Below are 23,818 nucleotides of genomic sequence, written 5' to 3' on the forward strand. Positions count from 1 at the left end.
GTCAGCTTATAGTTTATCCATTACACAGCCGGTTTGTCACGATGGTTCTAAGCTTTCATCCATCCGGCCAGCTGACTACCGATGACGACACCGACAAAACCTACAGCCAAACTGGCCAATAGGTAGCCGAACAAGAGCATGTAGTTGGCGTCTTTCAGGAGTGTCATGTTCTCGTTCATGAAGGTGGAGAATGTGGTGAAACCGCCACAGAAACCTGTTGCCAGCACCAGACGGCTCGATGGCGACAGCCATCCCGCTTGTAGGGGAAGCCCCGACAGGAAGCCAATCAGCAGACATCCCAGAATATTGACAAGGAAAGTGCCCAGAGGGAAGGCTCCCGCTACCAGCGTCTGTGCCCATTTGGCAATCAGGAAACGGGTGCCGCCACCCATGAAACTGCCCAGGCCGACCAGTAAAAAGTCTTTGAACATGGATATGTGAAGTGTGAAATGTAGAATGTGAAGTGTGGAACGCAATCACCTGTCAGCCTTCATCTTGAAGACCGCTTTCTTGAAACCGGCGGGCGGGGCGACGCAGGGGGCGTGGCCGTCGGTGGGAAGGAAGATGGCAAACTCGCCGGGTTGCACCGTCACAAAGCTTTCGGGACGAATGCCGGGCAACAGAGCGGCGTCGGTCGCGGCGTCGTAGCCGTCCTGGGGCAGCTTGCTTGCCGGCGTGTAGCCCATGGTCTCGGGGCCACCTATCGGAATCTGAACGTCGACCATCGACCGGTGGTATTCCAGCACGGCCTCGTCCGCGGTCTTGGCACCATGCTCCTGGATGTTGACGAAGAAGTCGGGGCCGTCGATTTCGTGGTGACCTTCGGGCATGCCACGCAGGTCGTGCTCGGCCAGAAAAGCCACGACGTCCTTGATGCGCGCGTTCATGGGCGCATACAACTTCAGGTTTTCCAATGTATCTATGATCATAACGCAGAACTTTATCGTATGATAGGATGGCGCAAAGATAGCATTATTTTTTGAAAAGCCGTCCTTTCAGCTTGCAATAGCTGCCTTTTCTGCTTGCAACGGTGGCCCTTTTGCTTTGCAACGGTGGCCCTTTTACTTTACAACGGTGGCCCTTTCAGCTTGTAAAAGCTGCCCTTTCGGCCGCTGAAAGGGCAGCCGTGGGAAATCGGTCGTGGGCATAGTCTGGGGCAAAAGACGCACGACCTCGTTGAATGATTGCCGTTTCTTGCATTGTTTTTCAACTTTTATTATTACTTTTGTCCGTATGATGGATTATTCGATAAATGTACGCGGACGACTGCTGTCGCTCCGTGAGCCCCAGGTGATGGGCATTCTCAACGTGACGCCCGACTCCTTCTACTCGGGCAGCCGCAAACAGACGGAACGCGACATAGCCGAACGGGCCTTGCAAATCGTGGAGGAAGGCGGCACGATGATTGATGTGGGAGCCTTCTCGACACGCCCCGGAGCCTTCGAGGTGAGCGAAGAGGAGGAGCGCGAACGGCTGAAGCGCGCGCTCGGGATTGTCCGACGCGAGGTGCCCGACGTACCCGTCAGCGTGGACACCTATCGCCCGCTGGTGGCCCGCAGCTGCATCGAGGAATGGGGGGCCGACATCATCAACGACGTGAGTGAGGGCGGACTGACCGGTATCGTCAATACGCCCATCCACGAGCAGGGCAGCATGTTCGACGAAGTGGGCCGGTTGAAGTGTCCCTACATCCTGATGTCGGTCAAGTCCAACCTGCACGACATGCTGATAGCCTTTGCCGACGAGGTGCAACAGCTGCGCGACCGGGGCGCCAAGGACATCATTCTCGACCCGGGCTTCGGTTTCGGCAAGACGCTGGAGCAGAACTATGAAATCTATCGCCACATGGAACGCCTGCAGACGCTTGAACTGCCGTTGCTGGTGGGCATTTCTCGCAAGAGCATGATATACAAATTGGTGGGCGGTTCGCCCGAGACGGCCCTCAACGGCACCGCCGTCCTCAATACGATAGCCTTGCAGAAAGGTGCCGGAATCCTGCGCGTGCACGACGTGAAGGAAGCCGTGGAGGCCGTGCGGATAACGAAGCTGGCCACCGGCAGCTATTGACAGATTCCATTCCCAATCATTCATCCAACCTAAAAAGCCTGTAAAGAAAATGCCTTTCGTATTTGGAATCAAGGATGTCATCGACATCGTCCTCGTGGCGCTCATGCTCTACTACATCTACCGGTTGATGAAAGAGAGCCGCTCGCTCAACGTCTTCATCGGTATCATGGTGTTTGTGCTCCTCTGGCTCTTCGTGAGTCAGGTGTTTGAAATGCGGTTGCTCGGCTCCATCCTCGACAAACTCGTCAGCGTGGGCGTCATCGGACTCATCGTTCTCTTCCAGGAAGAAATCCGCAAATTCCTCTATTCGCTCGGCGCCCACCAGCGGTTCAAGCGGCTGATGGCCTTCATGGGCGACAAGCGGCGCGAGGAGGCCGACAAGGAGGCCATCATGCCCATCGTGATGGCTTGTATGAGCATGGCCAAGAACAAGGTGGGCGCGCTCATTGTGATAGAGCGGGGCGCGCCACTCGACGACATCGTGGAGACGGGCGACCTGATTGACGCCCGCATCGACCAACGGCTCATCGAGAATATCTTCTTCAAGAACTCGCCGCTGCACGACGGTGCCATGATTATCTCCAAGAAACGAATCAAGGCTGCCGGCTGCATTCTGCCCGTGAGCCACAACTTCGACATTCCGAAAGAACTGGGCCTGCGCCACCGGGCGGCCATGGGCATTTCGCAAGACAGCGACGCCGTGGCCGTGGTCGTGTCCGAAGAGACGGGCCGCATCTCGGTGGCCATCAAGGGAGAGTTCCGCCTGCGGTTGAGTGCCGAGGAGCTGGAAAGCATTCTGACCAAAGAGTTGGCTTGACAACAAAACCGCTTTTTGTGGCGGCAAGACGGCCGCGTCTCGATAAAAAGTCGTAATTTTGCAAACTGGAAATGGCAAAATGGCGATTTCCGGTTATATCCTAATGAACAAATTGTTATTTTATACACATCAACATGGAATTATTACAGCAAATTGTTGCCCGCGCAAAGGCAAACAAACAGCGCATTGTGCTCCCTGAAGCTACGGAGGAGCGTACATTGAGGGCTGCTGACCGTGTATTGGCCGACGACCTTGCAAAGCTGATTCTCATCGGCGATCCTGCCGAAATCAAGCGGTTGGCCGCCGAATGGGGGCTGACCCACATCGACAGGGCCACTATTGTCGACCCGGAAAACAACCCCAAGGGCGAAGAGTATGCCACCTTGCTGGCGGAACTCCGCAAGAAGAAGGGCATGACCCTCGAAGAGGCCCGCGAACTTGTGAAGAATCCGCTCTATCTGGGCTGCATGATCATCAAGACCGAGGGGGCCGACGGCCAGGTGTCGGGCGCGCTCAGCACGACGGGCGACACGCTTCGCCCGGCCTTGCAGATCATCAAGTGCGCCCCCGGTATCACCTGCGTGAGCGGCGCCATGCTGCTCCTGACGCACGAGAAGGCCTATGGCGATGACGGTATCATCGTCATGGGTGACGTGGCCGTGACGCCGGTGCCCGACGCCGAACAGCTTGCACAGATTGCCGTCAGCACCGCCCAGACCGCCCGAAGCGTGGCCGGCATGACCGACCCGAGGGTCGCCATGCTCAGTTTCTCCACCAAAGGAAGCGCCAAACACGAAGTGGTCGACAAGGTGGTTGAGGCCACCCGGCTGGCTCACGAGCTGGCTCCGGACCTGAAACTCGACGGCGAACTGCAGGCCGATGCGGCCCTCGTGCCTGCCGTCGGGGCCAAGAAAGCCCCGGGAAGTCCCATCGCCGGCAAGGCCAACGTGCTGGTGGTGCCGTGCCTGGAAGTGGGCAACATCAGCTACAAGCTGGTGGAACGCCTGGGAAGCGCCACGGCCATCGGCCCGATTCTCCAGGGTATCGCCCGTCCGGTGAACGACCTGAGCCGTGGTTGCTGCGTCGACGACATCTACTACATGATAGCCATCACGGCTTGTCAGGCACAAGATGCGAAGAAGTAATATAACATTTCACATTTAACATTTCACATTTAATATATGAAAATATTAGTATTAAACTGCGGCAGCAGTTCCATTAAGTATAAGTTGTACAATATGGACGACGAGGCTGTATTGGCACAAGGTGGTGTTGAACGCATCGGATTGGACGAGGCCTTTATCAAGGTGAAGCTCGACAACGGCGACAAGCGAACGATCATGGCCGACCTGCCGACCCACAAGGAAGGCGTGGCATTGGTGTTCAAGTGCCTGCTCGACCCCGAGATAGGCGCGCTGAAAAGCCTGGATGAAATCGACGCCGTGGGCCACCGCATCGTGCAGGGCGGCGACAAGTTCAACGAGAGTTGCATCGTCACTCCCGAAGTCGAGGCCGGTATCGACGACCTCTGCGACCTGGCGCCGGTTCACAACGCCGGCCACCTGCGTGGCATTCGTGCCGTCAACGCGCTCATGCCCCACGTTCCGCAGGTGACGGTGTTTGACAACGCCTTCCATTCCACCATGCCGGCACACGCCTATCTCTATGCCGTGCCCTACGAATTTTATGAGAAATACCATGTTCGCCGCTATGGCTTCCACGGCACGAGCCACCGTTACGTGAGCCAGCGCGTGTGCGACTTCCTCGGCGTCGACATCAAGACGCAGAAAATCATCACCTGCCACATCGGCAACGGGGCCAGCGTGGCTGCCGTGAAGTACGGCAAGGTGATTGACACCTCCATGGGACTGACGCCGCTGGCAGGTCTGATGATGGGCAGCCGCTGCGGCGACATCGATCCCTCGGCCGTCACTTACCTGATGGACAAGACCGGCATGAAGCCCCAGGAGATGGCCGACTTCCTGAACAAGGAGAGCGGCGTGCTCGGTATCACGGGCATTAGTTCGGACATGCGTGAGATAGAGAATGCCGACAAGGCCGGCAACGAGCGTGCCCACCTGGCCTTGGAAATGTACAACTATCGCATCAAGAAATACATCGGCGCCTACGCTGCAGCCATGAACGGTGTGGACATCATCGTGTTCACGGCCGGCGTGGGCGAGAACCAGGAAGGCGTTCGCTGGGATTCCTGCACTGATATGGAGTATCTCGGTATCAAGATGGACGCCGAGCGCAACCACTGCCGTGGCGAGGAGCGCATCCTCTCGGCCGACGACTCGAAGGTGAAGGTCGTATTGGTGCCCACCGACGAGGAAATCGTCATCGCCCGTGACACGATGGAGCTGGTGAAGAAGTAGTTCGAGACACTCGCTCCTTATCAACGGAAAATCCCCGGATGACAGGCGGCCCATGGCGGGCTGCCTGTCATCCGGGGATTGTTTTGGGAATGGATTACAACTTGTTGATCCAAGTGGTCATGTCATGCAATACTTCGGGGGCGAACGTCTCTTCGATGTTGACACATTCTTCGGGATTGCCCGTCGTGGCATGCTGGAACTCATGGTTCAGCCCGCCGTATTCCTTGATGAGCGTCTTCCGGTTGGACGGCAGGTGACGGCGGAGGGCCGGAATGGTCAGTTCGGCCGGCACGTTGAGGTCGAGCGAGCCGTTCGCATGGAACACCGGGCAGTCCACTTTCTTCACGTAGGGCACCATGTCGAGGTCGACAAAGGCCTTCATCCATGCGCTCGGATTCATGGCCAACAGCATTTTTCGGGCGTTTTCAGCCGAGTTGACGACGTCTGCGGTCGCGCCCTTGGCCCTTGCCAGTTTGTTGAATTGCATGCACATCATCGTGTCGACGCGTGTGGCAGGGCCCGCCAACGACACGATGAAGTCGGTCTTTTTGCGGCTTCCGAGGATGAAAGCAATCATCCCACCCTCGCTGTGACCGACCAGTCCCACCTTGCCGAACTCCTTCCGGTCGCGCAGATATTGCAGTCCGGCGGCGGCATCGTCGGCAAAGTCGAACGTCGTGGCCTCACCGAATTTGCCCGTCGACTTGCCTACGCCACGGTCGTCGTAGCGCAGCGAGGCGATACCCGCCTTGGCCAGCGCGTCGGCAATGACGAGGAAAGGCTTATGGAAGAACAGTTCCTCGTCGCGGTTTTGCGGCCCGCTGCCCGTCACGAAGAGCACGACGGGAGTTTTTCCCCGCTTGAAATCCTTGGGATAGGTGAGCGTCGCGCTGAGGGTGACGCCCGCCTTGTCGTTCTTGAAAACCACTTCCTCCGTAGGATAAGGCAGCGGCGGCGTGGGTTCCTGCGGCCGCAGGTATTTCCTTTGCCCACGGATGCAGACAACAGGTTGGGTGATGGGGCCTTGGGTGAATGTCCCATGAAGTTCATCGGTGGCCAGTCGTCCGCTGAACGACATTCTGATTTGGGGCACGAGCACGCTGATGGAATCGTCGGAAAGGTGGTTGACGGTCATCGGAATGCCCGCGGCTCCCTGCTCCGGCACGTCGAGTGTCACCTTTTTGCCCACGATGTCAATGTGGAAGACCAGCGACAGCTTCTGCGCGCCCAGGTCCAGCTTGCCTGTCCAGTCGCCCTGGAGGCCTTGCCCTTGTGCTTGGAAAGCGAAAACGGCCACCATGAGGGTGATGGCCGTTTTGAAATAGTTGTGTTTCATGTGCTTTTTATTTTATAGAGAGAAGATGTCAGCCTAAAATCTGTGCGGCATGTTCCTTCACCTTGATTTCTTTCGGGCCCATGATGCGGGTGATGATGCCGTTCCCATCGGCGATGAAGGTGGTGCGGAAGACGCCCATGTAGGTCTTACCGTAGTTCTTCTTCTCGCCGTAGACACCCAGTTCGTTCACCAGTTTCATCTCCGTGTCGCAGATGAGCGGGAACGGCAATTGGTATTTCTCAATGAATTTCTTGTGCGACTTGGCGTCCTGTGTGCTGCAACCCACCACGGCATAGCCCATGGCGAGGAAGCGTTCGTAGTTGTCGCGCAGGCTGCAAGCCTGGTTGGTGCAGCCCGGCGTGGAGTCGCGGGGGTAGATGTAGAGCACCAGTTGTTTGCCTTTGAAGTCGCTCAGTCTCAATTCCCTACCGTCCTGGTCTACGCCAAGAAACTCGGGTAGCTTCTGTCCTATTTCCATTTCTATAATATATTAATGTGTAACTTGTCCTTATAAAGACAGTGCGAACGAGCACAATGAAAGTTTACTTTCGTATTGTCGAGTGCCGCCTGTCTTCTGCAAAGATAGCATATTCATTTGTTTTCCTGTCGGTTTTCCTTTTCTTTCCAGTCCTTTTCACAATAATTTCATGTCATTCCGTTATCTGTTTATGAAGAAATACATTTGGTTTTGGCTATCTTTCGGCCTGTTGGTGCTGTCGTCCTGCCGGACTTCGGGCTATCGGCTGGCATGGCAGGAGAACTTCGGCGGCAATGCCGTCGACACGTCGCGCTGGGAGAAGATACCGCGCGGCAAATCTGATTGGAACAAGTACATGTCAGCGCATGAAAGTCTTTATGCGGTGAAAGGCGGACGCTTGATTTTGCGGGGAACGGTCAACAACGTGGAAAAAGCCGACACGGCCCGCTATCTGACGGGCGGCGTGCGGACGAAGCGGGGGTTCGGCCTTGGCAAGATGGTCGTCAAGGCCAAGCTCGGCGAAGCCATCGGGGCCTGGCCGGCGTTCTGGATGCTTCCCATGAAAGGCAAATGGCCGTTGGGAGGCGAAATCGACATCATGGAACATCTCAACCATGACACCATCGCCTATCAGACCATACACACGCACTACACGTATGACTTGAAGAAATACAAGGTGCCGCCCCACGGCTCTACGGGCAAGATACGCAACCATCGCTACAACACCTATGCCGTAGAGATATTCAAGGACAGCCTCGTCTTCTCCATCAATGGCCGCAAGACCTTCGCCTATCCCCGGTTGCCGGGACTGGAGAGCGAAGGTCAATACCCTTTCGTCGACGAACCTTTCTACCTGATGCTCGACATGCAGCTGGGCGGGATGTGGGTAGGCAAGGTCAACCCGGCCACCCTTCCCTGCGAGATGCGGATTGACTGGGTGAGGTTCTACCGCAGGAAAGCGGAACCACGACCTTAAGAAAAGCCCCGTTCGCTCCGCTGACTATCACATGTCGAGAATGAAGTGGGGATGGTCGGCGTCGCCAAAACGGGCGTTGTATTTGAAGCCGTTCAGCTCGAAATCGTTCATGTCCTCGGGCCGTGACAGCCTGTTTAGGATGATGTGGCGGGTCATGGCGCCACGGCAGCTTTTGGCATGCACCACGATGGTCTTCAGCCTGCGGCCGTCGTCGACGTAGAACAGGGGCTGGACGACACGCACCTCCCGCTTCACCCGCTTCCAGTCGAACACATGTTCAAACTCGCCCGTGGTCAGATGCACGAGTATGCCGTCGTCGGCTTGCACGGCGTCGATGAGCATTTGGGTGAGGCGGGGCCGCCAGTAGGCGAAGAACGTCTGGTTGTCGGTGGCTTCGAGCTTCACGTTGCCCTCCATGCGGTAGGGAAGGATGAGGTCGAGCGGCCGCAGAAGTCCGTACAGAAACGACGGGATGAAGAGATGTTGCTGGGCGAAGCGAAAGTCGTCGGCCGAGAACGTGTCGGCCTTCAGATACTTGTAGGCCTGTCCGTGATAGGCCAGCAGGGCTGGCAGCCCTTCCCCGTCATAGGGGAAACGGGCAAAGCGACGCTTGTTTTCGCGGGCTATTTCCAGATTGCAATGCAGTTCGCGCGCGATGTCTTCTTCCTCCCACAGGCCCATTTCCTGTGCGAACAACCCGGCTTCCTGCCGAAACGCGGCTTGCGAAGACAAGGGCGCGGTGGCCGTTGTCCTTGTCTTCATGATTTTGGCAGAGGATAAAATGATTTGCATAAATAAACTATTCTTCCGTGGATTTTGCAAAGACAATGCAAACGAGCGCAATGAAAGCTTGCTTTCAAATGGCCGAGTGCAGCTTGTCGCATGCAAAGGTAATAAAGAAAACGGGTAAAATCAGCCTTATGTGAAGCCGATTTCACCCGTTTGCGCATTCAAGGACGGCGATGTTCTCAATTCTCCTGCCGGTCGGAGACGTCTTTCTTGCTTTCCATATTCAGTTTGATGGCGAAAGAAGACAGCAGTCCGATGCCGACGCCGGCCGACAGAATGATCCAGAACGGCAGGGAATCTTCGTTTATATTCACGCCGAACAGGCCGTTCAGAAGCAGTGTGAAGAGATAGCCGAGCGCCAGGCCGAGCAATGCGCAGCCCCACTGAAGCACGGCGTAGGGGTTCTTTTTCTGCTTTTCTTCGGGCGTGACCAGTTGTCGCGCGGTCTCGGGGTCGACGTTGTTGGCGATGATCGACTCTCGAATACGCCTTTCGTTGTTCATTTTCTTCACTTTGACAATACTGCTGCTGACGACGGCGACGATTCCACAAGTGATTCCCAATACGGATGAGGCTAAGCCAATGATTTCAGGTCCCATAATGATATGTTTTAAAGGGTTATGAATTTGTTTTCTGTTTATATGACCGATAAGTTGCTGAAAACTTACAGTCTATTTCCAAGAATATTCCGACAATCTTTTGTTGAACTGCCATCCGATGGCTGCCAGCCCGAAGAGGGCCGACGCGAGCAGCGGCAATACGTCCTGCCAGTGCTGCATCTGGCTGACGGCATAATAGGTGCCGCCCGCCACGGCCATGAGGATGGCCGGCATGCCGAAGCAGAAAGTCAGCAGGCGAGCCCAATGGCGGAGGCGTTGCCGGCGTGCCGAGGCTTTGATGTCGCGCATCACTTGCGCGTTGATTTCGTCCAGAATATGTCGGCGGTCGAAGCTCTCCCTGATGAGCGTGTCGAACAGTTGGTCATTCATCTCTTTCATTGTTGATTTGCTTTTTCAGTTGTTCACGTATGCGATGCAGTTTCACGAGCACGTTGTTGGCCGAGAGTCCCAGCGTGGCGGCGATCTCTTGTGCCTTTTTCTGCTTGTAATAATGCAGTCGAATGATGTTCCGGTCGAGTTCCGGAAGTCGGCCGATGGCCTCTTCCATGGCCTGCAGCCTGCGCTCATGTTCGTCCGAGTAGCTGTCGTTCGGGGCTTTCACGTCGCACTCCTCAATGGGTTGTGTGCGTCGCCGTCGGGCTTTGTTGAGAGCGTTCAGCGCCAGGTGCGTGGCGATGGCGTTGATCCAGCCGCCCAGATGGGTGCCCCGCCAACTGTCGAGGTTGCTGTAGGCACGGATGAAAGCCTGCTGAACGATGTCTCGGGTCAGGTCTTCATCCTTCATGAGGCCCAGGGTCTTGGAATAGACGGGGCCGGAATAGCGGCTGACGATTTCGCCGAAACACCCCGTTTCGCCCTGTTCCAATATCCGTCTTACGATAGCTTCATCTTCCATTTTTGTTCTGCATTTCGCTTATAAGACAAAGGTAACGATAAATTATTACAGTTCGTGGCCGTAATTCGTGCATTCTTCTTATTTTTGCAAATCATGATCGACCTGTCCGCATGAAGCGTTCTTCGTCGGGCAAGGTCTCCGCATCCGATATAAGCTCAATGCCCATGTCAAAGTTTCACCCCCACGCAGATGAATTTGAAGCCCTCTTCAAGGAGTGGTACACGCCTTTGTTCTACAAGGCCTTGGACTGGGTGGAGGACGAAGAGGTGGCCAAAGACCTGGTGAGCGAGCTTTTTGCCGACCTATGGAAGTCATACGACCGCATACGGCATTACCAAATGGCCCCTTATCTGTTCACCGCCATCAAGAACAAGTCGCTCAACCATCTGCGTCACCGGAAGGTAGAGTGCGACAACCGCGCCGCTTATGCCCGGATGAAGGAAGAGATGCTGGGCGATTCCGAGTTGTTGGAACAGCGGTTGGCCAAGATGCAGGAGGTCATCGAGCGACAGACGCCGCTGACCCAGTTCGTCTTCGAGGCCTGCTGTTATGAGAACAAGACCTATCAGGAGGTGGCCGACAGTCTGTCGGTCAGCGTCAGTGCTGTCCACAAGCACGTCAGCAAGATGATGGCGGCGCTTCGGGCTGCGTTATTGGTGAAGGAAAGAGGTGACGAATAAACGGACAAACGTGTTTTAATCAATAAAACGATTTTATGACATGAACAATAATCATCAAAAGATAGAGTTCTTGGCGAGGGTTTTCTACAGGCGACGCCACAGCAGCACGCCCGATGTGGAGGCCGAATGGCTGAAGTTCAAGGCCCGCAACGGACAAGACGAGCCGCGGTCGACGGCCCGTTGGAAACTCGTGGCGGCTGCGGCGGTCGGCGCGGCGGCCATGTGGTGCGGCATGGTCGTCTACCAACGTCTCCAGTCGGGGGCGCAGGCCGGCCGAAGCATGCCGCTCGTCGTCCTGCAACACCAGGATGAAGTGGGACAGGTCACCTTCCGGTCGGGCAGCCGGACCAAGACCTTGGCTGGACTGGACTCCCTTTCCTTCCGCGCCGCCGCGCTACATGCGGGACACGGCAGCCCGGCGGACGTCGCTTCCACGACCTCCACCCCCTCCGCCCACACGCCCCTGCAACGCATCCAGACGCCGCGCGGCATGAGCTTCAAGGTCATCTTGGAAGACGGAACGGAGATATGGCTCAATGCCGAGAGCAGAATCGAGTTTCCGGAGAAGTTCACCGCCCAGGCAAGAAAGGTGAAATTGGACGGTGAGGCCTATTTCAAAGTGGCCCGAAACACGAAAGTTCCGTTCGTCGTCGTGGGCAGCCAGATGAACGTCCGCGTGTTGGGCACCGAGTTCAACATCAGGCAATACGCCCACGAACAGCCGCATGTGGCGCTTGTGAAGGGGGCCGTCGAGATACTCAACAGCCATACGGGGAAGACGGAAGCCACGTTGTCGCCCGACCAAGAGGCCTGGTGCGACCCGCAAGGTGTCGTGCGTGTGCGGCAGGCTGACACCTACGCCGTGCGCCAATGGGTCGAAGGCATGTTCTATTTCGACGACGCGCCGCTGGTCAACATCCTCAAGGAGCTCGGCCGTTGGTACAACCTGGGCGTGGTGTTCAAGGACGCACGCCACCAGAACTTCAGGCTTCACTTCAGCGCCTTGCGCTCCGCCGACGTCCGTCAGGGCATTGAAGACCTGAATCTGCTGTGCAAGTTCAAGATCGTCGTCCAAGGTTCCAACATCGTGGTCTATTGAACGGGAGCCGTTCGACTTGTGCCCGGTCTCTGTTTTGTCAAGGAAAGCTCACGGATTTCTGCATTTTAAAATCGAGCTTATAGCGCGTTGAGGGGATGAAAGGCGAGGAATCGGAGGGCGAATATCCGGCTTTGATTCTTCATCATTATGCTTTCAGCCGATGAAAGCATAGCTATTGGCTTCTCAAAGCAGCCTTTTTGCAAGACAAAAAGGCTGCTTTGAGAAGCCAATCAGACTGCTTTTGTAAGCCAAAAGGGCTGCTTTGAGCGGCTGGAGAGTGGCCTGTTGTTTCTTGAAAAATCGGAAGTTGTTGATTCACAATCAAATACCAAACTCGCTCAAAACTCGCATATTTGCCGGCAAAAAGAGTTTGTTTCAGAAAAACGCAAGCATTTTGAGCCTTTTGTTAAATTATTTCATTTTGTTTTTTTGGGGGAGTAGAGGTGACCGTTTGCTGCCCTTCCTTGTTATCATAAGTAGCAATAGTTTAATATCACAGCTGAAATTTATATGAGAGACAGGAGAAAAAGAAAGGTCGAGGCCGCTTTGTTGGTCTTGCTTCTATGGCTGTTTTCCGCACCATCGCTGCACGCCCAGCAGCTGACACAGGGAAACCGCATCACGTATGCGTGTTCGGAAGAACGTTTGAGCACGGCCTTGAAGGCCATAGAACGGCTTTCGGGCTTTTACAAACTTCAGTTTTCGTCGGAGGATGTGGAACCTTATCGGGTGAGCATACATATCAATGGCGTCACCATGGATGTGGCTTTGCGCGACTTGTTGAGGAATACGCCGTTGCGTTACAGCGTGAAAGACCGCTTCATCCGTTTGTCGAAACCAGCTCAACCGGCAGCGGGGCTTGCCTCTGGCGATGTCTACGGCACCGTGTTCGACGCCGAGAAGCAGCCTGCCATCGGCGCTACCGTCAGGGTGAAAGGCGTGAGCGGCGGCGTGGTCACGGATGTAGATGGCAAATACAAAATCAAGGTAGCCCCGGGACAGACGCTGGTTTTCAGCTATGTCGGCATGAAGACCGCCGAGAAAAACTACACGGGGCACAACCACATGGATGTCTACATGGAGGCCAGTGAGGAGTTCATGTTGCAGGATGTCGTAGTGAACGGCTATTACAGTCGGTCGAAGGAAAGCTACACAGGCTCTGAAATCACAATCAAGGCCGAGCAGTTGAAAGACCTGGGAGCCACCAATATTCTCTCCACGCTTTCCGCCTACAACCCGTCGCTGCGGTTGACCGAGGAGGCGGACTACGGGTCGGACCCGAACCACGTTCCCGAGGTGACGCTGCGCGGGCAAAGCACTTTCGACTTGAGGGGTTCCGCCGAGAGTTCCCGTGCCAATCCCAACGGCCCGCTCTATATCATGGATGGCGTGGAGGTTTCCGCCCAGACCGTTTATGACTATGACATCAACCGCATAGACAACATAACGATTCTGAAGGACGCCTCCGCCACGGCCATGTATGGCTCCCGTGGTGCCAACGGCGTAATCGTGATGACGACCAAGCGACCGCAACCGGGGCGTATCAAGGTGGATTTCAGTGCCAACTATGCCCTGTCGGTTCCTGATTTGAGGGACTACAACCTGATGAATGCCGCCGAAAAACTGGAGTTCGAACGCCTTGCGGGAAGATACATTTTTGCGGCCGGCGGGCTGGAAGGGCAACTGGCGATGGACCGCCTCTACAACGCACGGTTGCAGGAGGTGGCCCGCGGCGTGAACACCTATTGGCTTTCACAGCCCTTGCGCACGTCCTTATACCAGAAGTATTCGGTCATTCTGGAGGGTGGCGACAACAATCTGCGCTATCAGTTGAACGGAAGATACGACACGAACGCGGGCGTCATGAAGGGTTCCGACAGGGACAACTACGGGCTCAGTGCCGTTCTGGACTACAACATAGGCGAGAACTTCAGGGTGCGCAACGACCTGAGTGTTTCGGAAGTGAAGTCGAACAACTCGCCATACGGCTCGTTCAGTCTCTTCGCCCAGCAGAATCCATACGACCGAATCTACGACAGCGAAGGCCATTTGGTGAAGGTCTTGTCCACCAACCACGTGAATCCGATGATCAATGCCACGCTGGCCAACCGCGACAAGACCAACACGACGACCTGGACGGACAACTTCTATCTGGAATGGCGCTTCCTGAACGCGTTTCGACTGACGGCTCGCTTGAGCTATGCCAAGGCCCTTTCGCAGCAGGAAACCTTCGTTTCGCCCAACTCTCCGGCCTATGCCGAGGAGACGGAGATTGAAAAGAAGGGTCGTGCCACGTATTTCAATACCACCGAAACCACGCTCGACGGCAACGTCCTGTTGTCCTATTACAGTACATTCAGAAAGGTACACACTCTCAGCATGACCCTCGGCACCAACTTCACGGACAATACCGTGCGTGGCCAAGGGTTCTCGGCAACCGGCTTTTTGAATGACAATCTCGACAATATCCACTTCGCCCAGCAGTACGCGGCCAACAGCAAACCGGCAAGCGAGTCGGATGTGTCGCGTCTGTTCGGTGTCTTGTTCAATGCCAACTACGGCTTGAAGGAACGCTACTACGTGGATTTCTCGTTCCGTACGGATGGTTCTTCCAAGTTCGGCAATGACTCGCGCTTTGCCCCTTTCTGGTCGTTGGGTGTGGCATGGAACGTACACAAGGAGAAATTCATGAACGAAAAGTTTGCCAATCTGCGCCTCAGGGCCTCGATGGGTAGCACGGGCAACATCAATTTCGCTTCGTCGCAGGCCATCACGCGCTACTATTATCATGCCAACAACATCTATCTCGACTCTTGGGGAGCGACTTTGCAGGGCTATGGAAACAACAAGTTGAAATGGCAACAGACCATGGCCTATAACCTGGGTGTGGACATTTCGGTGTTCAATGGTAGGCTGGCTTTCTATGGAGACGTCTACCGGAAGCTGACCGACAACCTGTTGCTGCCCATGAACGTTGCGCCCTCTACCGGCTTCACATCCTATACGGAGAATGTGGGCGAGGTGGAGAACACGGGATGGGAGGCCCGCTTGTCGGCCAACTGGCTCAAGACGAAGGACTTCTCGTGGACGACCACCTTCTCCGCCTTCCACAACAAGAACAGGATTCGCAAGATTTCCAACGAGTTGGAAGATATGAACAAGCGGCACAACACCGACAAAAACAGCAACATAGGCGGAAGGGTGGCCAACCAATATGAGAACGGCAACTCCACGACAGCGATCTATGTGGTTCGCTCGGGGGGTATCGATCCGGCCACCGGAAACGAGATTTATTATAAGCGCGACGGCTCTCTGTCTTTCATCTATGACTATAAGGACAAGGTGGTCGTGGGCGACACCGAGCCCAAATACAACGGCAACATCATCAACAACATCGCCTGGAAGGGCTTCAACCTCTATGCCGTGACAACCTACAAGTATGGCGGAAAGGCCTATAATTCCACGTTGGCAACCAAGGTGGAGGGCGCCAATCCGGCATTGAATGCCGACAAGCGGGTGCTCTACGACCGTTGGAAGCAACCGGGAGACCACACCATGTTCCGAAGAATCGACGACCAGTCGCCCGTTTACCAGACCAGCCGGTTCGTGCAGGACAACAACTCGCTGGTCTTGTCCAATCTCTCGTTAACCTACACCGTGCCCAAGAAGTTCATTGCGGCATTCGGCGTGGAGTATGTGAAGCTGACAGCATCGGCCACCGACTTGGTTCGATTCTCCTCCATCAAGCAGGAAAGAGGCATTGCCTACCCCTATGCGCATTCTTATTCTTTTGGTTTGAACATTAGATTTTAAACGATTATGAAACTCATTCGATATATTGTAATAGGTGTTTTCGCCTTGCTTATGTCCTCATGCAACGACTGGCTCAAGGTGGAACCTGAGACTTCTGTCGACGAAGAGAAACTTTTCTCGACGGAACAGGGCTTCAAGGATGCGCTGGCCGGCGTGTATGCCGACATGTCGTCTGCCAACCTGTATGGTCAGGAGCTTACGTTCGGTTTGTTGGATGTCTTGGGACAGGTGTATGACTACGAAGCCATGGCGACGGTTTATCACCAATATCATTATGCCAAGGATTACCAGTATGGCAACGAGCAGGTGAGGACGCAGATTGGTTCGATATGGAACAAGATGTATGCCGTGGTGGCCGAAATCAACAACATCCTGCTGTGGCTCGACAAGAACGGGAAGGTCATGCCCACTTCAACCCAACATCAGATCAAGGGGGAATGTCTCTTCTTGCGGGCCTATCTGCACTACGACCTCTTGCGGATGTTCGCTCCCGACGTCAAAAGAGAGCCGCAAGCCACTGCCATCCCGTATGTGGAGACGTTTGGCGTGAAAGCGACACCAGCCGTGAGCGTCCGTCAGGTGATTGAAAACATCAAGCGGGACCTGAATAGGGCCAAGCAGGAACTGGAACAGGACGCCATCAGGAAGGTGACGCCTTGCGACTTTGCCGACAAGACGGAAGCCGACCGCTACGTGGCACGTGCCAATTACTATGCGGTCGAGGCCTTACGTGCGCGTGTCTTGCTGGATGAAGGAAACTACAAGGAGGCCGGACAGGCTGCGGCCGACGTTATCCGGTCGGGCAAGTTCAAGCTGTTGGACGTGGCCAAGAGTATCAATGTGCAGCCCGACTCATTGGATATCTTGTTCAACGACGAACACATCTTCTCGCTCAGGAACAAGTCCATTCTGACCAATGCCCAGAAATTGCATCTCGGTATCGTCACACAGACGTCCGTGAGCGGTGCCGCCCTGCCCTTGGCCACCGACATCAACGACCAGTTTGAGAACAACAACAACGATGTGAGGTTGTCGACTTGGGTGAAACCGCAAAGCAAGTATCTTGTGAAATACACCAAAGAAGATATCAAGAAGTTCTATCCCAAGCAGGTGCTCATCAAGCTCTCGGAAATGTATCTGATTGCGGCGGAATGCAAAATGCGACTGGACGAGTCGGATGCGTTGGAGACATTGAACACGCTTCGGCGTTCACGCATTTCCAACTCGGCTGCAGCCGACAAGCCGGTCATCAACCAGGATGTGCTGATTGCGGAGATGCGCCGCGAGTTTATAGGAGAGGGGAAGATGTTCTATGAATACAAACGGCTGAACAGTCCTATCCTGAATATATTGGTCAACATCGAACCGTCCAATTCCGTGTTGGTCTTTCCATTGCCGGAAGATGAAAAGGAATATGGCATTTATCATTGAAAAAGGAGGAAAAATGAAAAATATTTGGCTAAAACTATGGATGATTCCCGCATGCGTCTTGACCATGGCTTGTTCCAAGGACATTGACGTGCCCTATTCGGAAGGCGACAGAATCTATTTCGAATATCTGTATCAAGACCCCAATTACGCGGCCAAACGATTGATTGTGCGCGACTCGTTGGAGGTTTCCATGGGGTTGCTGCCCGACGAGGTGAAAAGTTTCGAGGTGAAGATTCCAGTCCTGATATTGGGCAACCCGTTGTTGGCCGACAAGCATTATCGGGTGGAAGCGGTCGAGAAAGGAACGGTTGTGAAAGGCACGACGACCGCCAAGGTGAATGAAGACTACATGTCTTTGCCGGAAACCTACACCTTTCATGCCAACACTTGGACGGATACGTTGAGGGTCGTGTTGTTGCGTTCGCACCTGAGTCCTTCCTTCACGCTGAAACAACAGAAGTCGCTCATCCTGCGATTGGTGGAGACGGAGGAACTGAAGCCCGGCATACGCGAGGGGCATGAGGTCAAGATATCCATGAACAATTACGTGGCCCAGCCCAAATGGTGGAACGTCTACGCGTTGGGCTATTATCATCCGCAGAAATACAGAATACTTCTGATGTTCAATACGGAAGAATTTTACAGCAAGGTGAATATTCTCAATGACGCAGACCGTTACATCAACGCGCTGAAAGGCTATCTGAAAGACAATGTCGTCATAGACCAGGAAACGGGGAAACGAGTGGGCTTCGACAACTTGATAGACATGGATGGTGAATAGAAAAAGGAGAAAACTTATGAAAACAATCAAATATCTATTGGGCCTGTTGCTGCTGGCGACGTTGTCGGCATGCTATGAGGACAAGGGAAACTACGACTATCATGAGATAGATGAGGTCGCGGTCAAGGGAATACCCGAAAGCGTCGAGATTGACAGATTCTCCAAGTTGGAGATCAATCCCGACATCAGCGGATCCATCTTTGGCAACGACACTTCCAAATATACCTATGAATGGAAGATAGCCGATAAAGTCATTTCCACGCGGAAGGACTTGGATTATGAAGTGGGCGTCGCGCAGGGAAGCTACACGCTGCTGTTTACAATTACGGAAAAGGACACCAAGGTGAAGACGTTTGTCACGACGAAGCTCATCGTCAACTACTCGACTTCTTCCGATGGCATTCTCGTCGTGAGTTCAAAAGACGGCAAAGCGGACTTGTCTTATTTGAGGCTGGACATTCCCAATGCCAAGTTCATGACGATGTTCTACAACAAGAACCATGACGAATCATTAGGAACCCACCCGCGACAGTTGCACCAGACCTTTGTGGACGGGGCCTTCGCCTATGTCAGGAGATACGGCGGCTACGGCATAAAACTCATTTGCGACGAAGGACTCGTGCAGCTGAGCAATGTCACGCTGGACTACATGGGAAAGATAGACAAGAACTTCTTTCTCAGTTACGGCGAACTCTATCCTATTCCCGACTATTCTTCCTATACGCCCGAATACATGAACAACATCGTCTTTCAATGGAGAAGGACCCCATACGGCAGTATCATGAACGATGAATATCTCTACGTGATAGCCGGCGGAGGAATCTATGTCATTTCATACGAACGAGCCAAGAAGCCGGAAGTTTTCTACTCCAACTATGCAGGGGGAGAAGGACAGAAATGCAAGTTCTCACCGATGATGTTTGTCACGGGCAGGAAACCCACGCCCAACAAGGGCAAGAACCTGAACGCAGGCTGGACGACAACCGATATGGAATGTGTGTTCGATGAGAACCAAGGCGTCTTTTATACGTTCTCTTCCGGTGAACTGACCGCCGTGGATCCCGACGTATCCTTCCCCGGCTACAAGGCTTTCTATGGTGAAGACACGTATCAGATGGGATTCTGCTTTGCCGCCATGGAGAAGGAAGGGAAGGTGCGCTTTGCCACTTTCAACACGGAGAGCCAAAACCATATAGCCTCTGTTGATGCAACGGAAGCGTCGCCATCCTCCAGATTCTTCATGCTGCGCAATTCGCCATACGTATATTTCAACACGACCAAAGGAATCTATAAGTACAACATCCTCAATGTAGCTTCCGGAATAGCACCTAATACGTCGGATAGAATTATCTCTTTGGAAGAATTGGGTTATTCCAAGGAAGCCGTTATCTCTGATATTTGCCTGCACCGGAATGAGAAAAAGATGGTGATAGCCGTTTCCCGATATGGCGACGACACGCAAGGGAAGGGTGACGAACTCAAAGGCGATATCGTCGAGGTGAGTCTCGAAGGAGCGAAGCCTAAAGTGTTGAACAAGTATACAGGCGTCTGTGGCGTCAAGCCGTTGGTCATTTATAAGTATAGGACATTTGGACGTAACGATGAATATTTAGTGGATTGAGACATGAAACGATTGAGAACATTCCCATTGTTGGTTGCTTTTTTCCTGCAACAGCTTTGCATTCCAGCCCATGGAGGCAACGGTGGCATTCACTTCGAACGACGCGGATGGCACGAGATACTGCAAATGGCCAAGTCGCAGCATAAGCTTGTCTTTGCAGACTTCTACACCCAATGGTGCGGCCCCTGCCTCAATATGGTCGAAAACGTATTCTCGCTGCCCGAGGTGGGAGCCTTCTACAACGACCATTTCATTTGTGTGCAGATAGATGCGGAGCACGGCGAGGGAGTCGCCCTTGCGTCCAAGTATCATGTACGCCTCTATCCTACGTATTGCTTCATCAATCCCGATTCGGAGCAAGCGGTGCATGTGAGTTCGAGTACGCAAACTCCTGAAACGTTCATAGAGACGGGCAAGGGCGCGTTGGTTCCCGAAAAGCATTCCACTTATTTGACGGAAGCCTATCAAAAAGGCAAGCGCGACAAGGACTTTCTGTTGAATTACATACACTATAAGCACGCTGTTCACGACAGAGAGGCCGTGGGTCGGGCATTTAATCAGCTCATTGAAACAGGCCACACGTTGCGCGACAGTATGGTGTGGAAAGCATTTGTCGTTGCCATCTCTGGCCTGACGCCATATCTTCAGGACGTTTCCCGAAACTACGAGGACTACTGTCGTCTGTATTCAAAAAAGTCGGTGGACGCCAAACTCTTTGCCGAGACCAAATATGGCAAGCCGAGCGAGATAGAAAGATTGTGCGACTTTGAAGGCAAACAGTTCAATCTGGCATTCATTCGCATAGAAAACGACATGAATCGGATGAAGTTTGACGAAGCTGCCGCACACATCGACTCTCTACTAGCAGACACCGTTCAGAACAAAACGGAAATAATGAACCGGTTGAAGTTCCTCGTTGGCAGAGCGCGTCATGCGTTGAAGGAAAGTCCGCACGCATGGAACATGAAGTGCTTGGAGTACGCCCGCTACCTTGCTTATAATTGGCCCGACCGCAAAGACGGCAGCATACACCAGCTCTACGCCGACATGCTTGAGCAACTCATGAAACAAGAAGTACAAAAGGACGAGATTGCGAAGCTGATTTCCCAACCTCCGAGATATGGGACGCCATCTTATTCCATGCGTTCTCCCAAACTGAAGCGAAAGCCGAGGGTCTTGTAGTCCGCAAAGAGATGTGAAAAAAGCATTTTAAAATTTGCATATCTCTATCCGAAGTCTTAGTTTTGCATTCCAAAATCATGAAACTCCACCTTGTTACGCCAAATGTGTAGCATCTTCATGCGACGAAAGCGGCGAATTTTAGATAGAAAAAGGGAGTGGACATTCATGGTATCTACCTACTTGAAATTTGACAATGATGACAAAGGAACGATTTTTCACAACACTGGGATGGATTGGAATGGTAACATCTGTATTGATGTATGTGTTCTATATTCCGCAAATCGAAAACAACTTGTCCGGACAAAAGGGGACTTTCATCCAACCGTTTATGGCAGCAGTAAACTGTACGCTGTGGGTGGGCTACGGGCTGTTCAAAGAGAAGAGGGATTGGCCTCTCGCCATTGCGAACACGCCAGGTATCATCTTTGGTTTGATGGCGGCTTTCACCGCATTGTAAATCCGCCTGTTATATACGAGTATGGCAAAGTGGCCCCATGTTACGGCAATATCACCTGCTATACTCCGCGTAGATATCCCTCAACGTGTCCGAAAAGCCCCAGCCGCAATCCGTCGCGTTGAGCATGCGTTCGACGCGTTCTTTGAAGTCGGCCAGCAGTCCGTGCTCAATAATATATTTCATGGCTTTTTCAAAGTTGGTTTCAAGAGTGGTGTAGTATTGCTCCCACATGTCGCCGAAGGTCATCGTGTATTCGCAGCCGTTTTCTATGTAATAAATCATGAGGTCGGCGAGATATAGAGGCTGAGGCTTCATCTTCTTGAAATCGGAGATGGCTTTTCTGCATGTGGCAAATGAAGGTCGTTCGGAAAATCCCCGCTCGGGGAAGAACTCGCGGCGGATGATTTTTTTGAAGCGTTTGCCCTCTTCCAGACTGTTGGGTGTGGTGTAAAAGTCCAAATACATCCTGGCTTCCCTGCTGGCGTCATAGAGTGCCATCACGACATTGATGACGTTTTCTTTCGGAAGTGCCTCAAGTTTCTTTCTCAGTTTGGTTTTGGTCATGATTTCTAATAGTTTATACGCTTGAAATTCCGTTCCAGAAAATCCCAGTTCTCTACGACTATCTTGTGGCTTTCTGCTTCCAATCCCGGCGGACAAGGGAAGCGGAGCTGAGGCAGCATGTCACGCTCGAAAAGATATTGGAGCATTTCATGGGTGGAAAGTGAGACGAATAGGTTCCATTGCTCGTCTATGCCGGTAGTGGCAACGTAGTATGGATTTCGTTCATCACAGATACATTGCGCAGCGTTGGAACACGTCTCAAAGCCTGTTGACGGACTGGGGATGAACGCTACGATGTTTTCACCGTCACCTTGGAACATGCCGATTTGCGCATCGACGTTTTTCAGTCCCATGTCCTTCCTCAGGAAGTCAAGGTATTCTTTTTCATCTTTAAAATAGAAGAGCGGACTGTTGCCCGACAGCTTCATCAGCTTCTTGTAGTTGGGAATGCCTATGGTGGATGGGGCGTCCGTGTCTTCGGTCGATTCCGCCAGCGGCTTGTCGTCATCATCGGACAACATGCTCATGACACCGTTCAACTCCCATCTGTCCATATAAAAGACAAGAGACATGATGATCTTCTTTGACTTTCCGATCACGCCGCGCTTGAGGTTCAAAGCCGCGTATTCCACAAACCGTTCCTTGCCGTCACTCAATTCGAAGAGTATGCCATCGTCCTGTTCTTCTATGACTTTATAGATGTTGATATTATCAAAGAAAATGCTTGAGAGACGTGCGGCATACTTGTCTTGTCAGTTGGCTCTTAGGATGTTTTCCAGCCATTCGCTGGGATAAAGCGCCAAAAGACCAACCCTAAACAAGAAAACGCTCAGGCTGTTTGCCATGTACATGGACTGCCTTATGTTGTCCGTTTCCGCATAGAGGGTTTCGTATAGATGTTGATGTAAATTCTGATATTTGGCAGCGAGTTGCGGGGTGAAAGTGAGATAGCTGTCGAAAAGCAGCCACTCCAGTGTGAAGCGCATCGTGACGAAGTCGTCCATGAACGCGCAGCGGTGGAAATAGTCGTGCAGCGCTTCATTGACAGGCAACGTCTCGAAGCTGTTCAGACAGAAATTGAATACTACTTGTGGCGCACAGAGAATAAATGGGCTTATGGGATGAATGAGTTTCCCTTCATTGAGGGACAAATAGTTTCAGATGAGAAACTGGATGTCTTCGACGTTGGAATCGTTGAGGAAATATTCGTCTTCATCAATGGGATAAAAAGGAAGATACTTCCCGTAAAGCTCCTTGTGCCTCATCACAAAGCCGTGCCACAATCCGCTCTCGGCAATGATGTCTTCCATATAGAGCGTGAGGGCAATGTCGATGTTGTCTTCTATCGTGTTGTCAGGGAGTTGCTGGCGGAGAATGGTCAGGAGCTGGTTTCCAAAACGTGCATATATGAAATCGGTTTTGGAATCAAGCAACTTAGGATGTCTCTCCTTGATGTCGAGTGCAACGATCTTTGTGGGCATAATATGCGGGATTGATTAGGTTGGAAACTATGGATATTTGAATCATACCACAAGTTCAATGCAAAAATATATAAAACTTTTGGGTCAGGTGCCAACTGAATGGACATTTTCCATTTTCTTTGGGAAAGTATGGTCTGTTTCTTTTCTTGGAGGGTTGCAATATTGTATTACCATACTCAAAAGGCGATTACAAATCAATAGAGTCATGAACAAAGTACACATTTATCAGACAGCCGATGTATGGTCTTCTGACGAATCTACTTGACAAGACGGAGATACTGTGCCTTCCCACTATATGCTTATTTCATCGGAAATCTGGACGAAAGTGTGTGTGTTTGGCTGCCAATCTAATT

At 53.0% G+C, this 23,818-nt stretch carries 23 protein-coding genes and 1 pseudogene; 13 read left to right on the forward strand and 11 right to left on the reverse strand.

What is annotated here, in order from left to right:
- Nucleotides 1–47: 47 nt before the first annotated feature.
- Together crcB and K334_RS0109350 are read right to left on the reverse strand one after the other, a co-directional pair.
- On the reverse strand, nucleotides 48–431 hold the full coding sequence (gene crcB / locus K334_RS0109345) for a fluoride efflux transporter CrcB (protein ID WP_025881513.1): 384 nt from the start codon (nucleotides 429–431) through the stop codon (nucleotides 48–50).
- 45 nt (nucleotides 432–476) lie between these two features.
- Complete coding sequence (locus K334_RS0109350) at nucleotides 477–929, reverse strand: NanQ anomerase/TabA/YiaL family protein (RefSeq protein WP_025881515.1); 453 nt, start codon at nucleotides 927–929, stop codon at nucleotides 477–479.
- A gap of 304 nt (nucleotides 930–1,233) precedes the next feature.
- Between K334_RS0109350 and folP the strand changes: the two genes are divergently transcribed.
- The 4 genes from folP (at nucleotide 1,234) to K334_RS0109370 (ending at nucleotide 5,262) form a co-directional block, all read left to right on the forward strand.
- Nucleotides 1,234–2,067: a dihydropteroate synthase gene (folP, locus tag K334_RS0109355; RefSeq protein ID WP_025881517.1), complete on the forward strand. Its 834-nt coding sequence runs from the start codon at nucleotides 1,234–1,236 to the stop codon at nucleotides 2,065–2,067.
- A gap of 49 nt (nucleotides 2,068–2,116) precedes the next feature.
- Nucleotides 2,117–2,884, forward strand: coding sequence for a diadenylate cyclase CdaA (gene cdaA / locus K334_RS0109360; RefSeq protein ID WP_027444866.1), 768 nt, complete (start codon nucleotides 2,117–2,119; stop codon nucleotides 2,882–2,884).
- 134 nt (nucleotides 2,885–3,018) lie between these two features.
- On the forward strand, nucleotides 3,019–4,029 hold the full coding sequence (gene pta / locus K334_RS0109365) for a phosphate acetyltransferase (RefSeq protein ID WP_027444867.1): 1,011 nt from the start codon (nucleotides 3,019–3,021) through the stop codon (nucleotides 4,027–4,029).
- Between the two features lie 36 nt (nucleotides 4,030–4,065).
- Nucleotides 4,066–5,262 carry an acetate/propionate family kinase gene (locus tag K334_RS0109370; protein ID WP_025881521.1) on the forward strand — a complete coding sequence of 399 codons (1,197 nt, stop codon included), beginning with the start codon at nucleotides 4,066–4,068 and terminating at the stop codon, nucleotides 5,260–5,262.
- A gap of 94 nt (nucleotides 5,263–5,356) precedes the next feature.
- Here K334_RS0109370 and K334_RS0109375 read toward each other — a convergent pair whose 3' ends face one another.
- Together K334_RS0109375 and K334_RS0109380 are read right to left on the reverse strand one after the other, a co-directional pair.
- Entirely contained in the window at nucleotides 5,357–6,598 is a 1,242-nt protein-coding gene (locus K334_RS0109375) for an alpha/beta hydrolase family protein (RefSeq protein ID WP_025881522.1), read from the reverse strand.
- Between the two features lie 28 nt (nucleotides 6,599–6,626).
- Nucleotides 6,627–7,076 (reverse strand): peroxiredoxin, encoded by a 450-nt coding sequence (locus K334_RS0109380; protein ID WP_027444868.1) that lies wholly within the window; start codon nucleotides 7,074–7,076, stop codon nucleotides 6,627–6,629.
- A gap of 190 nt (nucleotides 7,077–7,266) precedes the next feature.
- On the opposite strand from K334_RS0109380, the gene K334_RS0109385 reads away from it, so the two are divergent.
- A complete protein-coding gene (locus tag K334_RS0109385) occupies nucleotides 7,267–8,052 on the forward strand; it encodes a glycoside hydrolase family 16 protein (protein ID WP_027444869.1) in 786 nt (261 codons plus the stop codon).
- A gap of 27 nt (nucleotides 8,053–8,079) precedes the next feature.
- Here K334_RS0109385 and K334_RS0109390 read toward each other — a convergent pair whose 3' ends face one another.
- From K334_RS0109390 to K334_RS0109405, 4 genes are all read right to left on the reverse strand, one after another.
- Entirely contained in the window at nucleotides 8,080–8,844 is a 765-nt protein-coding gene (locus tag K334_RS0109390; protein WP_025881523.1) for a YaaA family protein, read from the reverse strand.
- A 176-nt stretch (nucleotides 8,845–9,020) separates the two neighbouring features.
- Entirely contained in the window at nucleotides 9,021–9,440 is a 420-nt protein-coding gene (locus tag K334_RS0109395; protein WP_025881524.1) for a hypothetical protein, read from the reverse strand.
- Nucleotides 9,441–9,512: 72 nt separating this feature from the next.
- Nucleotides 9,513–9,839, reverse strand: coding sequence for a hypothetical protein (locus K334_RS0109400; RefSeq protein WP_027444871.1), 327 nt, complete (start codon nucleotides 9,837–9,839; stop codon nucleotides 9,513–9,515).
- Nucleotides 9,823–10,356, reverse strand: coding sequence for an RNA polymerase sigma factor (locus K334_RS0109405; protein ID WP_025881526.1), 534 nt, complete (start codon nucleotides 10,354–10,356; stop codon nucleotides 9,823–9,825). Before K334_RS0109405 ends, K334_RS0109400 begins: the two co-directional genes overlap by 17 nt.
- Nucleotides 10,357–10,520: 164 nt before the next feature.
- Between K334_RS0109405 and K334_RS0109410 the strand changes: the two genes are divergently transcribed.
- The 8 genes from K334_RS0109410 to K334_RS0109455 all read left to right on the forward strand — a co-directional run bounded on the left by K334_RS0109410 (nucleotide 10,521) and on the right by K334_RS0109455 (nucleotide 21,420).
- Complete coding sequence (locus K334_RS0109410; RefSeq protein ID WP_161625383.1) at nucleotides 10,521–11,036, forward strand: sigma-70 family RNA polymerase sigma factor; 516 nt, start codon at nucleotides 10,521–10,523, stop codon at nucleotides 11,034–11,036.
- A gap of 40 nt (nucleotides 11,037–11,076) precedes the next feature.
- Nucleotides 11,077–12,135, forward strand: a complete 1,059-nt coding sequence (locus K334_RS14235) for a FecR family protein (protein WP_025881529.1) — start codon at nucleotides 11,077–11,079, stop codon at nucleotides 12,133–12,135.
- 510 nt (nucleotides 12,136–12,645) lie between these two features.
- Nucleotides 12,646–15,948, forward strand: coding sequence for a SusC/RagA family TonB-linked outer membrane protein (locus tag K334_RS13850; RefSeq protein ID WP_051218720.1), 3,303 nt, complete (start codon nucleotides 12,646–12,648; stop codon nucleotides 15,946–15,948).
- Nucleotides 15,949–15,954: 6 nt separating this feature from the next.
- Complete coding sequence (locus K334_RS0109435) at nucleotides 15,955–17,379, forward strand: RagB/SusD family nutrient uptake outer membrane protein (protein WP_027444872.1); 1,425 nt, start codon at nucleotides 15,955–15,957, stop codon at nucleotides 17,377–17,379.
- A gap of 13 nt (nucleotides 17,380–17,392) precedes the next feature.
- Nucleotides 17,393–18,160 (forward strand): DUF4843 domain-containing protein, encoded by a 768-nt coding sequence (locus K334_RS0109440; protein WP_161625384.1) that lies wholly within the window; start codon nucleotides 17,393–17,395, stop codon nucleotides 18,158–18,160.
- 16 nt (nucleotides 18,161–18,176) lie between these two features.
- Nucleotides 18,177–19,781, forward strand: a complete 1,605-nt coding sequence (locus K334_RS0109445) for a PKD-like family lipoprotein (protein ID WP_036890253.1) — start codon at nucleotides 18,177–18,179, stop codon at nucleotides 19,779–19,781.
- Nucleotides 19,782–19,784: 3 nt separating this feature from the next.
- Nucleotides 19,785–20,963: a thioredoxin family protein gene (locus tag K334_RS0109450; protein ID WP_081658075.1), complete on the forward strand. Its 1,179-nt coding sequence runs from the start codon at nucleotides 19,785–19,787 to the stop codon at nucleotides 20,961–20,963.
- Between the two features lie 196 nt (nucleotides 20,964–21,159).
- Nucleotides 21,160–21,420, forward strand: coding sequence for a SemiSWEET family transporter (locus tag K334_RS0109455; protein ID WP_025881538.1), 261 nt, complete (start codon nucleotides 21,160–21,162; stop codon nucleotides 21,418–21,420).
- A 51-nt stretch (nucleotides 21,421–21,471) separates the two neighbouring features.
- Here the strand turns inward: K334_RS0109455 and K334_RS0109460 are convergent, their stop codons facing one another.
- From K334_RS0109460 to K334_RS15280, 3 genes and pseudogenes are all read right to left on the reverse strand, one after another.
- Nucleotides 21,472–21,984, reverse strand: a complete 513-nt coding sequence (locus K334_RS0109460) for a DUF6155 family protein (protein WP_021589204.1) — start codon at nucleotides 21,982–21,984, stop codon at nucleotides 21,472–21,474.
- Between the two features lie 5 nt (nucleotides 21,985–21,989).
- On the reverse strand, nucleotides 21,990–22,640 hold the full coding sequence (locus K334_RS0109465; RefSeq protein WP_025881541.1) for a DUF3843 family protein: 651 nt from the start codon (nucleotides 22,638–22,640) through the stop codon (nucleotides 21,990–21,992).
- Between the two features lie 96 nt (nucleotides 22,641–22,736).
- A pseudogene (locus tag K334_RS15280) lies at nucleotides 22,737–23,465 on the reverse strand (DUF3843 family protein).
- Nucleotides 23,466–23,818 lie beyond the last annotated feature (353 nt).

Origin of the sequence: Segatella baroniae DSM 16972 = JCM 13447 (genome assembly GCF_000426585.1) — a bacterium.
Classification (GTDB): domain Bacteria; phylum Bacteroidota; class Bacteroidia; order Bacteroidales; family Bacteroidaceae; genus Prevotella; species Prevotella baroniae.